Origin of the sequence: Catenulispora pinistramenti, from assembly GCF_018274385.1 — a bacterium.
Classification (GTDB): Bacteria; Actinomycetota; Actinomycetes; order Streptomycetales; family Catenulisporaceae; genus Catenulispora; species Catenulispora pinistramenti.
In genome coordinates this window covers 44,662-60,451 of the sequence record NZ_JAAFYZ010000039.1, presented here as the reverse complement: position 1 = coordinate 60,451, position 15,790 = coordinate 44,662, and the positions used below count along the sequence as shown (strand labels likewise).

Genomic DNA, 15,790 nt, shown 5'->3' with positions numbered 1-15,790 from the left:
GCCCCAGCCAACCGACCCGCCAACCCCGCCACCGTCGGCGCCTCAAACAACGCCCGAACCGAAAGCTCCACCCCCAACACCGAACGAACCCGACTCACCAAGCGCGTCGCCAGCAGCGAATGACCACCCAACTCAAAGAAGCTGTCATCCACCCCCACCACAGACACGCCCAAAACCTCGGCGAACACCCCACACAGAATCTCCTCCGCCACCGATGAAGGACCCCGACCCGACACCACAAACTCAGGAACCGGCAATGCCCGGCGATCCAACTTCCCATTCACCGTCAACGGCAACGCATCAAGCACCACAACCGCCGTCGGAACCATATAGTCCGGCAACGAACCCCGCACCACATCCAACAACTCCGCGCCATCCACCACCGCGCCCACCGACGGCACCACATAGCCGACCAGGCGCCGATCCCCCGGCACGTCCTCACGCACCACTACGACCGCCTGGCCCACCGACGAATGCGCCGCCAACGCCGCCTCAACCTCACCCAGCTCGATCCGGAACCCCCGGACCTTCACCTGGTCGTCAACCCGGCCCAGAAACTCCAACTCGCCTTCTCGGTTCCACCGCACCACATCACCGGTGCGATACATCCGCTCCCCGGCCGCGCCAAACGGACTCGCCACAAACCGCGACGCCGACAACCCCCCACGGCCCAGATAGCCCCGCCCCAGTTGCACGCCCGCCACATACAACTCACCCACGCACCCCACCGGTACAGGGCACAGCATCGAATCCAGAACATAGACCCGCGTATTCCACACCGGCTCACCGATCGGCACCGCGCCGCCCGGCGAAAGCGACAACGCATCGACCGGCCATGCGGTGACGTCGATAGACGCCTCTGTCGGCCCGTAGAGGTTGTGCAAAGGAACGTCGAGCAGCCGCTTGAACTGATCGCACAGCTCCGCCGAAAGGGCCTCACCGCTACAGAACACCGCGCGCAGACCGGTACAGAGCTCTGCCGTCGGCTCCTGGAGGAACGCCTGAAGCATTGACGGCACGAAGTGGACATGAGTGATCCCCATGCGGCGGATCGTCTCGGCCAGGTAGGCGGGATCGCGATGGCCTTCGGGCCGCGCGACCACGAGTGCGGCACCTTCCAGCAGCGGCCAGAAGAATTCCCACACCGAGACGTCGAAGCCGAACGGTGTCTTCTGAAGCACCCGATCTGACGGCTGGAGAGCGTATTCGTGCTGCATCCAGGCCAGCCGGTTGATCAGGCCGCTGTGCGGGATGGTGACGCCCTTGGGCCGGCCGGTGGACCCGGAAGTGTAGATCACGTAGGCGGGATGGGATGGCAGCAGCCGACCCCGCCGATCGGCATCGGTAACCTCAGAGTCCTTATACTCTGCCAACTCCTGCGCCACTGCCGGATCATCCATCACCAGCAACGGCACATCACCGGTCCACCACCGGGCGGTCTGCGCATCACCCAACGCCAGCACCGGCCCGGCATCGGCCACCATGAACGCCACCCGATCAGCCGGATAGCCCGGATCCACCGGCAGGTAGGCACCACCGGCCTTCAGCACCGCCAACAACGCCACTACCAGATCCGCTGACCGCTCCATCACCACCGCGACCAACGACTCCGGACCCACCCCACGACCGATCAACAACCGAGCCAACCGATCAGCCCGCGCATTCAACTGCGCGTAAGACAGCTCCTGGCCCTCGAACACCACAGCCATCGCATCCGGAGTCCGAGCCGCCTGCTCCCCGAACAGTTCCGGCAACGTCGCCCCAGAGACCTCACGGCCCGTGTCGTTCCACCCCTGCAAAACCTGCTGCCGCTCCGCCGCTGACAACACCTCGACCCGGCCGACCGGTGTGCGGGGCGCAAAGTCCAATGCGGTGACCAGGTTCTCGACAGTCGTGCGCAGCAATGCGCCCACGTAGTCCGCGTCGATCGGCAATGCCGCTTGGACCGTCACCTCGAAGCCGGTCTCGACGTCGTCGACCGCGACCACGAGGGGGTAGTTGGTCCGCTGGTCGCTGTGCAGCAGCTCGATGCCCTCGAGTTCGAGGCCGGTGCCTTGGCCGGCGCCACGACGGTAGTTCAAGAGCGACGTGAACAACGGAGCCTGCGCCGCGATGCCGCTGGCCCGCTGGGCCAGTGCCAGCGAAGCGTTCTCATGCGCCAGCAGTTCGCCGAGTCGCGCCTGCATGCTGAGTACGGCATCTTCCACACCCACCTCGCCGACGCCCGACCGCACCGGCAAGGTGTTGATGAAGAGCCCCGGCGTCCGATCCGCACCGGCTCCGGCGTGCATCCGCCCGTACAGCAAGGTGCCGAACACGACATCGTTCCGCATGGTGGTCGCGGCCAGGACCCGCGCCCACGCCGTGTGGAACAGGGCGGCCGCGCTCACCCCGAGCCGGCGGGCCTGACCGCGCAGACGTGTCGCCAACTCGGTGTCGATCGACAGAGTCGCCTGCTCGACCGTGGTTCCTTCGCCCTGCACATCCAGCAGGCCGAACGGAGCCGTCGGCTCGTCCACGTCGCCGAGCAGCTCGGCGAAGTACCGTTCGTGCTCCTCGCGCGGCATCCCCAGACGAGACCGCGCCACGAAATCGCGGAAGGGCAGCGGATCCGGCAGGGATGCCCCGCGCCCGCTCTGGAATTCGCGGACCTCCGCAAGGAGCACGTCCCGCGACGCGTGGTCCTGGACGAGTTGGTGCATCTGAAGCAGCGCAAGCCACCCGGCGCCGGCCGGATCGGCGGCGATGTGCACCCTCAGCAGCGGCGCGTGACCGGCTTCCAGCGGCGCGCCGCTGCTTGCCAGCAGCTGTTCGACCGCAGACGAGCCGTCGCCGTCGCCGTCGCCATCGAGGGAAACCTCCTCGATCGGCATCCGTGCCTGATGCCAGACCACCTGCACCGGCTCGGGAAGGCCATCCCACAACACCGCCGTCCGCAGGATGTCGTGCCGGTCCACCACCCGCTGAAGCGCGACCAGGAAGTCATCAAGACGCGTCCGGGAATCAAACCCCAACACAGTCGGAATCGCGTATACGTCATCGCCGTCTTCGGACCCGAGCAGGTAGTGGAAGAAGATGCCTTCCTGCAACGGCGCCAACGGATATACGTCCTTGACGTTCGTCGCACCGCCTGGAACGCCCGCGACTATCCGATCGATCTCGCCTTGGGTCAGCGCCACCAGCGGCAGCATCTCCGGCGTGATCGCCTGCGCTCCGGCGGGAATCCTGTTCGGCGGCACTTCGACCTCGCGCCGACCGGCGACTGCCGCGAGCCCGGCTACCGTCGGCGACGCGAACAGCGTCCGGACATCGATCGAGATCCCCTGCTCGCGCAGCCGCTCAACCAGCGAGACCGCCAGCAGCGAATGACCGCCCAGCTCGAAGAAGTTGTCATCGACCCCCAACGCGGGCACGCCCAGAACCTCGGCGAACACCTGGCACAAGAGCTCCTCACGGGCATCCGCGGGGCCGCGCCCGGAACCGCTCGCGTAGTCAGGCGCCGGCAAAGCTCGGCGGTCCAGCTTCCCGTTCACCGTCACCGGCAACGCGTCAAGCGCCATCACCGCCGACGGCACCATGTAGTCCGGCAACCCACCAGCCACATGGGCACGCAGCGAATCGGCCAGGCCATCATCGGCACCGACGGCCGGAACCACATAGCCGACCAGACGCTTATCCCCTGGCACATCCTCACGCACCACCACCACGGCCTGCCCCACCGACGGATGAGCCGCCAGCACCGCCTCGACCTCACCCAACTCGATCCGGAAGCCCCGGACCTTCACCTGATCGTCGGCCCGACCCACAAACTCCAGCGCCCCGCCCGCGCCCCACCGCACCACATCACCCGTGCGATACATCCGCTCCCCGGACCCACCGAACGGACACGCGACAAACCGCTCAGCCGTCAGACCCATCCGGCCGAGATAACCTCGCGCCAACTGAACACCGGCGATATACAACTCACCGGGAACACCCACAGGAACCGGGCTCAACGCATCATCGAGCACATAGACCTGAGTGTTATCCAGCGGCCCACCGATCGGTAGAACATGCGTGAGGTTCTCGCTCGTGTCCACCGCGAAATGGGTCGCACAAAGGGTTGTCTCTGTCGGCCCGTACAGCTGTCGGACCACGATTCCGGGAAGAGCCTCCAGTACCCGCCGCACTGCCGCGACGGAGACGACGTCCCCGCCGGTCAGCACCTCGCGCAGGCCCGCGAAACACTGCGGATCGTTCTCCGCGATCACCCGGAAGAGACCCGCGGTCAGGTGAAGATGCGTGAGCCCGTGCCGAGTGATCAGGGTGCGAACAGCCGACGAGTCCAGCTTCACCTCCGGGGCGACGACCACCACGCCGCCGGAGAGCAGGGGAGCCCAGATCTCGTAGGTCGAAGCGTCGAAGGCGTGCGGGGCGAGCATCAGCGCCCGGAGGGTGTCCGGGTGTGCCCAGCAATGATCGGTGGCCAACTCGACCACGTTGCGATGCGTCGTCCCGATGCCCTTGGGCGCTCCGGTGGACCCCGAGGTGTACATCACGTACGCCAGCCGATCGGGCAGCCCGGAAACCGGGAGAGCGACCGGCTCATCCGTGCCGGTCTCCGCGTCGACCAGGAGAAGACCAGCTCCCTGATTCGCCACCTCGCGGGCCAGGTCGCTCTCGCCCGCGGCCGCGTCCACCAGCATCAGCCGCACGTCAGCCGCCTGGACGATCCCGCTGACTCGGGCGACCGGAGAACGCTCGTCGATCGGCAGGTAGGCGCCGCCGGCTTTCAGGACCGCCAGCAACGCCACCAGCAGGTCCGCCGACCGCGTCATCAGCACCGCGACCAACGACTCCGGCCCCACACCCCGACCAACCAGCAACCGAGCCAACCGATCAGCCCTCGTATTCAACTCCGCATACGTCAGCTCCTGGTCGCCGAACACCACCGCCGTCGCATCCGGGGTCCGGGCCACCTGCTCCCCGAACAACTCCGGCAACGTGGCCGCAGACACGTCACGACCGGTGTCGTTCCACCCCCGCAGAACCTGCTGCCGCTCCCCCGCCGACAACACCTCCACCCGTCCGACCGGCTGCTCCGGCTCGGCGGCCACCGCCTCCAACACCCGCACGAACCACTGCGCGATCAGCTCCACCGTCTCGCGATCGAACAGGTCAACCGCGAAGGTGATCCCGCCGCGCAGTCCGGCCGACGCATTATCAGCATCGAACGCCTGGCCCAACTCGAACGCCAGATCAAACTTCGCCGCCGACGCAGCCGGCGCCAACAACTCCGCCTCGACGCCAGGCAACTCCAGAACAGCCTCGGCATTGTCCTGCAAGGACAGCATCACCTGGAACAACGGATGCCGCGCCAGCGAACGCACCGGCGCCAAGTCCTCAACCAGCCGTTCAAACGGCACATCCTGATGCGCGAACGCACCCAACCCCGCCTCGCGCACCCGACCCAACAACTCAACGAACGACGGATCGCCCGACACGTCCGTCCGCAATACCAGCGTATTGACGAAGAACCCGATCAGATCATCCAACGCCTCATCAGTACGCCCCGCAATCGGCGAACCGATCGGCACATCCGCCCCCGCCCCCAACCGGGACAACAACACCGCCAAGCCAGCCTGCAACACCATGAACAGCGTCACACCCTGCGCCCGCGCCAACCCCGCCAACCGCTCAAGCACACCGGCTGACACGCTCAACTCGACAACGTCACCGGCGTAGCTGGCGATAGCCGGACGCGGCCGATCGAACGGCAACCCCAGCTCCTGCGGCAGATCAGCCAACACCCGGCGCCAATACGCCAACTGCTCCGACAGGACGCTGCCGGGATCGTCCTCCGACCCCAACAGATCCCGCTGCCACAACGCATAATCCGCATACTGCACCGGCAACGGCACCCATACCGGCTCCGAACCAGCCAACCGCGCCGCATACGCCACCGACACATCCCGCGCCAGCAGTCCTCGTGACCAGCCGTCACCCGCGATGTGATGCACCGTCAAAGCCAGCACATGCTCATCCGGGGAAACCACCAACAAGACCACCCGGAGCGGAATCTCAGCGCTCAGATCGAAGACGTAGCCAGCCGCCGCAGCCAACACCCCGGCCAAGTCCTCAGCAGGACCGACCTGCCCGACCGTCAGCAACGAGCCGACATCCTCCGGATCCAGGATCCGCTGAAACGGCACCCCCTCCCACGTCGGAAACACCGTCCGCAGCGCTTCCTGCCGGCCGACCACATCCCGCAGCGCCGCGTCCAACGCCTCCCGATCCAGCTCCCCGCGCAACCGCAGAGCGACCGATTCGTTGTAGGCGGAGCCCGATTCCTCGATCCGGTTGAGGAACCACAACCGCTGCTGTGCGAACGACAGCGGCAGGAACTCGTTCTGCGCGGGCAGCGAATCGGCGGCGTCACGGTCAACGGTCATCTGAATCCACCCCTAGGAAACTGTCCGGCAAATGACAGAAGCACTGTCTTCGCGGGCTATCGCCGTGCCCGTAGCGCGGGCCGCTTCGTCTTCTCCAGCTTCCTGACTTGCTCGGCAAGCAGTGAGACTGATGGAAACTCGAAGAGAAGGCGCATGCTCAGTTCGACTCCCAGAGCGGATCGGACCTTGCTGATCGCCCGAGTCGCCGCCAGTGAATGGCCGCCCAGGTCGAAGAACGAGTCGTCGATGCCGATGCGCTCAATCCCGAGGACGTCTGCGAACACCTCGCACAGCGACTTCTCGAACGGATCGCGCGGCTCCCGGCCGGCGCCCTGCGCGGCGAAGACGGTCGCGGGCAGCAGCTTCAGGTCGACCTTTCCGTTCGCGGTCACCGGCATTTCGTCGAGGACCATCACCGTGGCGGGAACCATGTAGCCCGGCAGCTTCCCGGCCACGAACTCCCGCACCCGATCCGGCGTAACGTCCGCACCGTCGTGCAGCGTGACGTACCCGATAAGCCGGGCGTCTCCGAAGCGATCCGGCTGCGGAACCACCACCGCGTGCTCGACTCCGGCGAGAAGCAGGATCGCCGACTCCACATCACCCGGCTCGATCCGGAATCCTCGAACCTTGACTTGGTTGTCGCCGCGCCCGACGAATTCGAGCTGCCCATCTGCCGACCATCGCGCCAGATCGCCGGTCCGATACATCCGGGCGCCGTCGCCGCCGAACGGATTCGCGACGTACCGCGTGGCCGTCAATCCCGGTTGGCCGAGGTATCCCCGCGCCAGCTGGCGGCCGGCCAGATAGAGCTCTCCGACCATGCCGTCAGGCACCGGATCGAGCGCGGCGTCCAGAACGTAGACCTGCGTATTCCATACCGGGCGGCCGATCGGCACGGAGCCGTCGGGAACGCCCTGCCGCAATGCGGGCGACGCGGTCACGTCGACGGCAGCCTCGGTCGGACCGTACAGGTTGTGCAGGCTGGCGTCGGTGAGCTCAAGGAATTCATCGCGAAGATCGGGCAACAGCAGCTCGCCGCTACAGATCACCCGCTTCAGACTCGACGCGGCGTTGGCGTCGCCGTCCCGGAGTTCCCGAAGGAACGCGCGCAGCATCGAAGGGACGAAGTGGCATACCGTGATGCCCTCTTGCCTTATCAGCTCCGCGAGATAGCCGGGATCCCGGTGTCCGTCGGGCTTTGCCACCACCAACGTCGCGCCGACGCTGAGCGGCCAGAACAACTCCCACACGGAGACGTCGAAACTTGCCGGCGTCTTCTGCAGAACCCGGTCTGAGCCGTCGAGCTGATAAGCCGACTGCATCCACAGGATCCGGTTGACGATAGCCGAATGGCTCGTGACGACGCCCTTCGGACGTCCGGTGGATCCTGAGGTGTAGATCAGATACGCCGGTGAGTGCTGAGCGAGCACGATGTCCCGCTCGGAGCCGTCGTCGGATGTTCGCGCAGGATCGGACGCGTCCAGCGCTATCGTCACCTGATCCTCGCCGATCGCGCCGGCAAGGGTCGGCTTGAGCCCTTCGAGAGTGACGACCACGGTCGGCTCGGCGTCATCGATCATCACCTTGATCCGGTCCGCCGGGTAGCCGATGTCGATGGGAAGATAGGCGCCGCCCGACTTCACCACCGCGAGCACTGCCAGGACCAGCCACTCAGATCTGGGCAGACAGAGCGCGACGAACCGCTCCGGTCCGACGCCCTCGGCTCGGAGCGAGCAGGCCAGCCGCTCGGCGGCCTCATCGAGTTCCCGGTACGTCAATCGGGTGGCGCCGAAAACCACCGCGACCTGATCCGGCGTCTTGGCCGCCTGCGCGGCGAACAGGTCGGCGAGGGTGACCTCGGGGACCGCGTGATCCGTCTCGTTCCGGGCCACCAGCAGCGTCTGCCGCTCGGCCGGCGAAAGGACCGTCAGCTGCCCGACCCGGACCTGCGGACCGGCCTCGCGCACGCCGCCGAGCACCGAGAGCAGCCGCTGTGACATCGCCTCCAGATCGCTCAACCGAAAGCGCTCCGAGTCGGCCTCGATCTCGATGCCCAGGCTGCGGTTCTGCGCGTCCATGCGGACGTTGAGCGTCACGTCGTGCACCGGACCGGTGCTGATCGTCCGGAACTCGGCCTGGAGCTCACCGAAGCGCAGGTTCGCATTGAAGTTCATGATGTTCACCTCGACCCCGAACAGCGGGTCGGTACGTCCGGCGATCATCTTGCTGTCGTGCATCAGCTGCTCCAGGCGGTAGCGCTGATGCCCCATCACCGAGCGGACCTCGGCCGAGATACCGCGCGCCACCTCAGCGAAATCCTGCCCCGCATGCCCGGCCAGCCTGACCGGCAGGATGTTGGACATCATCCCCGGGATCGCCAGCAGCGTGTCCTTGGTCCGGGCCCCGACCGGCAGTCCGATCGGCACGTCGTACTGACCGGTCGACTTCCAGAGGAAGACGGCCACGTGGGCCAGCAACGTCGTCGACGTCGAGACCCCGATCTCCTTGGCGGCTTCGATGATGCCGACGGCGTCCGCTTCCGAGAACTCTCGGCGGTAACACAGGGTTCTGCTCGCGACCCGCACGCGGTTGCCGGAGAGCGTGACGGCCTGCGGGCGTTGGAGCAGCCGCTCGCGCCAGAACTCGGCGTCCTGCCCGATGTCGTCCCCCGCCTGGTATTCGCGGTCGCTCGCGACGAGCTCGGCCACCGCGCCGAACCACTTCGGGCTGAGTTCCCCGCCCTGTGCCAGCTCCGAATACACCTGGGAGATCCGCACCGCGATCAGGGCCGCACCGAAGGCGTCCACGACCAGATGGCTGCCCCGCAGGAAGAACAAGACGTGGTCCTCGCCGAGGTAGACAAGGGCGAATCCCTTGAGGCTCCCCGGCCCTTGCTCGTCCTCGCCCCAGATCTTGTTGCGCATCCACTCCTCGGCGTCCGCCAGCGGATCGGCCGCCTCGGCCAGGTCGAGGATCTCCAACTCGACGTCCTCGGCCGGCCCCACTATCTGCCGGACCCCGTCGTCGTCCGACTCGATGCGGGTCCGCAGGACATCCGCCTCGGCGGTGGCGACCTCGATGGCGCGGCGCAGCAGCGGAACGTCGAGGTCACCGGAGATCTCCAGATATTCGCCGATGTTGTAAACGCCCGGCGACGGCTCGACCTGCTGGGCGAACCAGACGCCGCGCTGCGCCGCTGTGAGATGTAGCGAATTACCCTCGCCGTCGCTGTTCACTGCTCGCTCCCCTTCGAATGCGGATACATGTCTGGCCCGGCGCACGGATTCGGCTTAGTGTCAGGGCTGGAAGGCAGGGCTAGAAGGCGGCTTCGTCGAGGTCCATCAGCCCGTCGTCATCCGCTTCGATGACCTGCGCTTGGGTCGAAAGCTCGGGAAGGACGGTGCGTGCGAAGAATCTGGCCGCGGTCACCTTGCCCTGGTAGAAGGCAAGGCCCGCGCCGTCGGTGCCGTCAGCGATGGCACGCGAGGCGACCTTCGCCTGGCAGAACAAGCGCCATCCGACGGCGAGGTCGCCCACGGCGAGCAGGAACCGCACGGTGTGCCGCCCGACCCGGTAGACGCTCTTCGGATCCTCCAGCGCCTCGCCCAGATATCCGAACAAGACCTGCGACATCCGCTGGACGTCCTGGAGAGCGCGGCTCAGCTGGTCGCGTTCGAAATCCAGCCGATCATCGTGGTCTGCTTCGATCGAGGCGGCGATCTCGCCGGTGAGATGGTTGAAGGCGATCCCGCCGTCCCGGGCGACCTTGCGGAAGAAGAAGTCCATCGACTGGATCGCCGTGGTGCCTTCGTAGAGCGTGTCGACCTTGCCGTCGCGGATGTACTGCTCGATCGGGTAGTCCCGCATATAGCCGGAGCCGCCGAACACCTGCAACGCGTCTGAGAGCAGATGCCAAGAACGCTCGGCGCCGAACCCCTTGATGACCGGCAGCAGCAGGTCGTGCACTTTCGCGGCGGCGGCGCTGTCACCGCCGAAGCCCGCTGTGCCGTCTTGCAGAGATGCGGTGTAGAGATAGAGACCCCGCATGCCCTCGGCATACGCCTTCAGCGTCATCAGAGTTCTGCGAACGTCGGGATGCCGCATGATCGGCACCCGCGGGGCGTTCTTCTCCAGCAGCTGGGTGAGGTCTGCGCCCTGCACCCGATCGCGGGCGAACTCCAGGGCATTGAGATACGCCGAGGACAGCGTCGAGATCGACTTGATGCCGACCATCATCCGGGCATAGGTGATCGCGTCGAACATCTGCGTGATGCCGTCGACGCGCTCGCCGAGCAGCCAGCCCTTGGCGGCCTTGCCGTGCTGACCGAAGGCCAGCTCGCATGTGGTCGAGGCCTTGAGGCCCATCTTGTCCTCGACGCTGGTCACGTAGACGCCGTTGCGCTCGCCGGTCAGTTCGCCGGCCGAAGGATCGAAGTGATGCATCGGCACGAGGAACAGGCCCAACCCCTTCGTCCCCCGCCGCGCCTCGACGCCGGGCCCTTCGGGCCGGGCGAGCACCAGATGCATGATGTTCTCTGTCAGCTCGCCCTGGGCCGCCGCGGTGATGAACCGCTTGACGCCTTCCAGGTGCCATGAGCCGTCCTCTTGGCGCACCGCCTTCGTGCTGATCTGCCCCACGTCGGAGCCGACGTCCGGCTCGGTGAGGACCATGGTCGAGCCCCAGTCCCGAGCGATGGCGAATCTGGCCCACTGCTGCTGCTCCGGCGTGCCGTTGTCGAAGATGATCTGCGCGGATATCTTGCCGCCGACATAGAAGTACAGGGCCGGATTGGCGCCGAGTATCAGCTCCGTGCAGGACCATGACAACGCGGCCGGGATGCCGAAGCCGCCGAGTTCGCCGCGGATCGAGGTACGGTCCCAACCGCCTTGCACCAGTGCGCCGACCGCCTTGACCACGGAGGCCGGCATCGTCACGTCGTGCCGCTCGGGGTCGAACGCAGGAGGATTGCGGTCAGCGTCGACCAGGGAATCGGAAAGCACGCCGGTGGCGAGACCTTCGAGCTCGCCGAGCAGCCGGCGTGCGGTCTCCTCGTCAACGTCCTGGAAGGGCGGCGCATTCAGCTTGTCCTGGACACGCAGCACCTCGAAGAGGTTGAACTCCAGATCACGGACGCTGCTCTTGTAATGGCTCATCTCAATTCACCGTCTCGCCGACATCGACTCGTGCACCTACGGAAAGGGACCGGCACGCCGCTACGAAGTCGACCAGCTCGTCGAACTTGTTCGACTTGGCGTCCACCGCGCGATTGACCACCTTGATGAGGTGCTCGTAGGCGTCCGTGTGGTCGTACGTGGCCGTGTCGGCGATCCGGAGCGCCCATCGCCAGTAGCCGCGGATCGTATCGGCCAGCGGCATCCGGAAGTCGGCGATGACTTCCCGCATCGGCTCTATCGCCGCATCGCCGTACTTCTTCAGGTACTGCTCAACCATGTCGCAGAAGAAGGCGAAGTGCCGTGCCTCATCCCGGCTCAGCCGGCCGAGTATCTCGCGCAGCAGCGGGTCACTGACCACATTCCGCAGGCGCTGGTAGTAGATCTGGGTCGCCTTCTCCTGCACCAAGGGATAGGTGAAGAACTGCACGGCGTGGTCGTAGTCGACGTCGAAGCGCTTTCGCCCCTCGATCGCGAGCTGGTGCCGCAGCGACGCGGGATCGGCGATGCCGGAAGCGATCTGGTACTCCTTGAGCACCCGGGCATGGGTGTCCTCTTCCTGCGCCCATCGCACCGAGAAGTGATACAGCTCCCTGTTGTGCTCGAAGACGTCCAGATCGACGGTGTCATCGACCGGGAAGAACTTGTCGTACATGGCGAAGTAGCCGGGCAGGTGGTCCTCTATCAGGGTGATGAATTCCACGGCCGACCGTTCCCCCTCGGTCAGCCGGTCGGCGTCCGCCGCACCCCAGTCGAAGCTGTGCTCGACGTCCCAGCGCCGATGCGGTGGCGTCGTGCGCAGGAATGAGCGAACTGCCGTGTCGACCTCCGCCGCGCCGATCAGCGTGGCGCTGATGCGGGCTGAGGCCGGATTCGAGTCGGCCATCGGTTGTCCCTTCACCGGTATTTGCCGCACACCAAGGCGTAGTGCTTTGTGGTGAACCCCCAGCCCGCGTTCGCTATCTCGAAATAGCGGAGCAGCTTGGCCGGCAGGCCGGCTTCGATGGCGTCCAACGCGTCCGCGTTGCGCTCGACATTGGCCATCCAGGCCTCGATCGTGCGCCGGTAGTCGTCGGTCAGATCGTCGACACTGACGATGGAGAACCCGGCGCCCTCCGCGGCTGCCACCAACGTCGCGAGCGGCCGCATGTCGCCGCCGCCGAAGACCGCGTCCTTGACGAACAGCGCGCTGTCGCGTTCGGCGAACTCGGCTTGCTTGGCCGGATTGCGGTAACAGCTGTCCGAGAGGTAGACGCGTCCACCCCGGCGCAGCGCGGACCAGCACGCGGCGAACACGGCGTCGATATCGGTGAGATGGGCGCTCGATCCCACCATCGAGATGGCGTCGAAGCCGCGCGGCTCCAAGTCGAGGTTCTCTATATGGCTGACGCGCAGGCTCACCCGGTCGTCAATCCCCATCTGCCGCGCGCGGCGTGCCACATAGTCGCACTGCTTCGGCGCCGGGCTCACCCCGACGACCTCACTGCCGTACTCGGAGGCCATGAAGAGGCTGAGCGATCCCCACCCGCTGCCGATGTCCAGGAGCCGGCCGCCGGGCTTCATGTTCAGCTTTCCGGCGATGTAGTGGAGCTTGTTCTCCTGCGCGACGTCCAACGTGTCGTCAGCGCTCTTATAGAGTCCGCAGGTGTACTTCATGCGCGCATCGAGGAACAGCTCGAAGACGGCGGGATCCTGGTCGTAGTGCTGATTCGTGTCGATGACCGTCATCAGAGCCCCTGCGCCTCGACGGCGGCCCGCACCGAGCGGACGACATCGTCGATCGTCTTGAGCGCGAAGACCTCCTCGTCTTCGAGCTCGATGTCGTAGGTGCGCTCGACCGCGGCGATGACCCTCAATACCTTGACCGAGTCCACGCCCTCGATCATGCGCAGGTCTGTGTCGTCGGCCACGTCGCCGACGGCCTGCCGGATCAGCCCGCTCACGGTCTCGGCGATGCTCTCGCCGGTATCCGTTGCCTTCATCGATCGCTCCTCAATGGTCTGCTCTCAATTTGGCGAGCTCACGCTCGATGAGAATGGCCTGTTCGTCGGTCATGTCTATGCGGTCGCGGTTCTCCTCGACGGCGATCGGGTGGTACTGGCCGACCGCGGAGACCACCAGGCCGCCGGCTTCGTCGAACACCTCGGCACGCGCCTGGTAAGGGCCGGGCGTCCCGCTGTCCGCGGTGGTCGTGGCGACGCACCGGTAGTCGACGCCGATGCTCGCCGACGTGATGAAGCGGACCCGTAACGTCGTGGTGAAGACCGGGATGCCGACGCGCAGGACAAGCAGGTTGCCCATGATCTCGTCGCATACGGTCGACAGGACTCCGCCGTGCACGACCCCGGGATGGGATTCGTAGTCGCGATCGAAGCGCAACGCGCAGGCGATTCCGTCGCCGTCCGGCTGGAAGGTGAGTCGCAGGCCCTTGCCATTAGCCGGCGAGCAGCCGAAACACCGGTAGTCGGGCAGCACGCGCCACGGCAACTCGATCGTCGCAGTCGGCTCGATCGGCTCAGTCTGCGCAATCTGCCCGCCGGAGGGTTCGGCCGTCATACGACGAGCCGATTCGACTCAAGCCGCTTCAGCTTCCCGCTGCTGGTGCGCGGGATGGAGTTCGGCCCGACCAGGGTCACCGCGAGTTGTTCCAGACCGGTCTCGGCGATCACTTTCGCCCGCAGCCGTTCGCGCAGCCGCGACCGCTCGTCATCGTCGTCCACGGTGGTCTCGGCCACCAGGACGATGCGCTCGGCGGCTTCCGAGCCCTCGATGAAGGCCACGCACCGCCGGCGGTAGACCTCGGCATCGGCGCGGATCAGGGCCTCGATGTCCTCGGGGTAGTAATTGACCCCGCGGACGATCATCATCTCCTTGATCCGCCCGGTCACATGCAGCTCTCCGTCGGCGAGGTAGCCGAGATCCCCGGTGCGCAGCCAGCCGTCCACAGTCAACGGCTGCTCTTGCGTGCCCACATAGCCCGGGGTGACCGGGGCGCCCTGCACCTGGACCTCGCCGACCCTGCGCTCACCGAGCACTCCGTCGTTCTTCGGGTCGGCGATGCGGAACTCGATGCCGGCGACCGGTCCGCCGAGCGCCACCACCGGCCGCGCGCCGGACGATGCCGAATCCCTGGGCACCGCGAGAGCGGACTCGGCCAGGGTGACGCGGTCGACCCAGTCCACTTTGGGCTCGCGGCCCAGCGGCGGGAAGGCCACCGCGAGCGTCGCCTCGGCCAGGCCGTACACCGGCAGCATCGCCTCAGGTCTGAACCCGGCGGGCTCGAAGTGTGCCAGGAATGCCGCCACCGAGTCCGCCGCGATCGGTTCGGCGCCGTTGAACGCGACCCGCCACCGGCTGAGGTCGTAGCCCGGCACATCATCGGCGGGAACGGCCTGGCGCAAAAGGTCGTAGGCGAAGTTGGGCATGGCGCACGCGGTGTGGCCCCCGTCGGACACCTCGCGCAGCCACCTCGCCGGGTCCTTCACAAAGGACGACGGCGACCAGATGCTGACCGGGATGCCGGTCACCACCGCGGCGAGCATGCCGACCAGACCCATGTCGTGAAAGAGCGGCAGCCAGACGCCCGCCCGGTCGCCGGGCCGGCCCAGATCCACGCCCAGCCGGATGGCGTCGAGCCCGGCCAGCAGGTTGGTCTGGCGAAGCCGCACGCCCTTCGGACGCGACGTGCTTCCCGAGGTGAACTGGACGATCAGATCATCGTCCCCTGATACCTCGGGGAACTCCCCCGCTTCGCCATGCGCTAGTTCGTCTGCCGGAAGCTGGGAGACACCTGCCAAGGCCTGCGCGAGCAACGATTTCAGCCGCGCGAGCTTGCGCGAGACGACGACCTGCCGGACCCCCGCCGCGGCCAGGATGCCCTGCACCTTCTCCGCGTAGCCATCGCGTCCCGAAGTGGGCAACGACAGGGGGCACGCGCACGCGCCGAGGCGGCTCAACGCGACCAGGGAGATCAAGAAGGCGGGTTCGTTGGCGAGCATCAGGCCCACGCGATCACCGCGCCGGACGCCCGATTCGGCCATGACGAGCGCCATCGACCTCGACTGTGCGCACAACTCGTCCAAGCGGAGTTCCACCCGCTCGTTGACGAAGCTCACCAGCTGCCCCGGTTGGGAGCGTGCCGTCCGATCCAGCTCTCCGTGCAAAGTACGACCGTTGTCAGACAC

Annotated in this window: 8 protein-coding genes; all 8 read right to left on the bottom strand. The window is 66.5% G+C overall.

What is annotated here, in order from left to right:
• Positions 1-6,431: non-ribosomal peptide synthetase (locus tag KGQ19_RS14285; RefSeq protein WP_212009612.1), on the bottom strand; the 6,431-nt coding region annotated here is incomplete at its 3' end.
• A gap of 56 nt (positions 6,432-6,487) precedes the next feature.
• Positions 6,488-9,670: a non-ribosomal peptide synthetase gene (locus tag KGQ19_RS14280; protein ID WP_212009611.1), complete on the bottom strand. Its 3,183-nt coding sequence runs from the start codon at positions 9,668-9,670 to the stop codon at positions 6,488-6,490.
• A gap of 79 nt (positions 9,671-9,749) precedes the next feature.
• A complete protein-coding gene (locus KGQ19_RS14275; RefSeq protein WP_212009610.1) occupies positions 9,750-11,588 on the bottom strand; it encodes an acyl-CoA dehydrogenase in 1,839 nt (612 codons plus the stop codon).
• Position 11,589: 1 nt separating this feature from the next.
• Positions 11,590-12,492, bottom strand: coding sequence for an acyl-ACP desaturase (locus KGQ19_RS14270; protein ID WP_212009609.1), 903 nt, complete (start codon positions 12,490-12,492; stop codon positions 11,590-11,592).
• Between the two features lie 11 nt (positions 12,493-12,503).
• Entirely contained in the window at positions 12,504-13,334 is an 831-nt protein-coding gene (locus tag KGQ19_RS14265; protein ID WP_212009608.1) for an SAM-dependent methyltransferase, read from the bottom strand.
• Positions 13,334-13,588: an acyl carrier protein gene (locus KGQ19_RS14260; protein WP_212009607.1), complete on the bottom strand. Its 255-nt coding sequence runs from the start codon at positions 13,586-13,588 to the stop codon at positions 13,334-13,336. The genes KGQ19_RS14265 and KGQ19_RS14260 overlap by 1 nt, the downstream gene beginning before the upstream one ends.
• Before the next feature lie 10 nt (positions 13,589-13,598).
• Positions 13,599-14,162 carry a PaaI family thioesterase gene (locus KGQ19_RS14255; protein ID WP_212009606.1) on the bottom strand — a complete coding sequence of 188 codons (564 nt, stop codon included), beginning with the start codon at positions 14,160-14,162 and terminating at the stop codon, positions 13,599-13,601.
• A complete protein-coding gene (locus KGQ19_RS14250; RefSeq protein ID WP_307856418.1) occupies positions 14,159-15,790 on the bottom strand; it encodes an AMP-binding protein in 1,632 nt (543 codons plus the stop codon). Before KGQ19_RS14250 ends, KGQ19_RS14255 begins: the two co-directional genes overlap by 4 nt.

Excerpts from the sequence above, each read along its gene's own strand:
- KGQ19_RS14275 (WP_212009610.1), bottom strand. The coding sequence starts at position 11,588 with ATGAGCCATTACAAGAGCAGCGTCCGTGATCTGGAGTTCAACCTCTTC.
- KGQ19_RS14270 (WP_212009609.1), bottom strand. The coding sequence starts at position 12,492 with ATGGCCGACTCGAATCCGGCCTCAGCCCGCATCAGCGCCACGCTGATC.
- KGQ19_RS14265 (WP_212009608.1), bottom strand. The coding sequence starts at position 13,334 with ATGACGGTCATCGACACGAATCAGCACTACGACCAGGATCCCGCCGTC.
- KGQ19_RS14260 (WP_212009607.1), bottom strand. The coding sequence starts at position 13,588 with ATGAAGGCAACGGATACCGGCGAGAGCATCGCCGAGACCGTGAGCGGG.
- KGQ19_RS14255 (WP_212009606.1), bottom strand. The coding sequence starts at position 14,162 with ATGACGGCCGAACCCTCCGGCGGGCAGATTGCGCAGACTGAGCCGATC.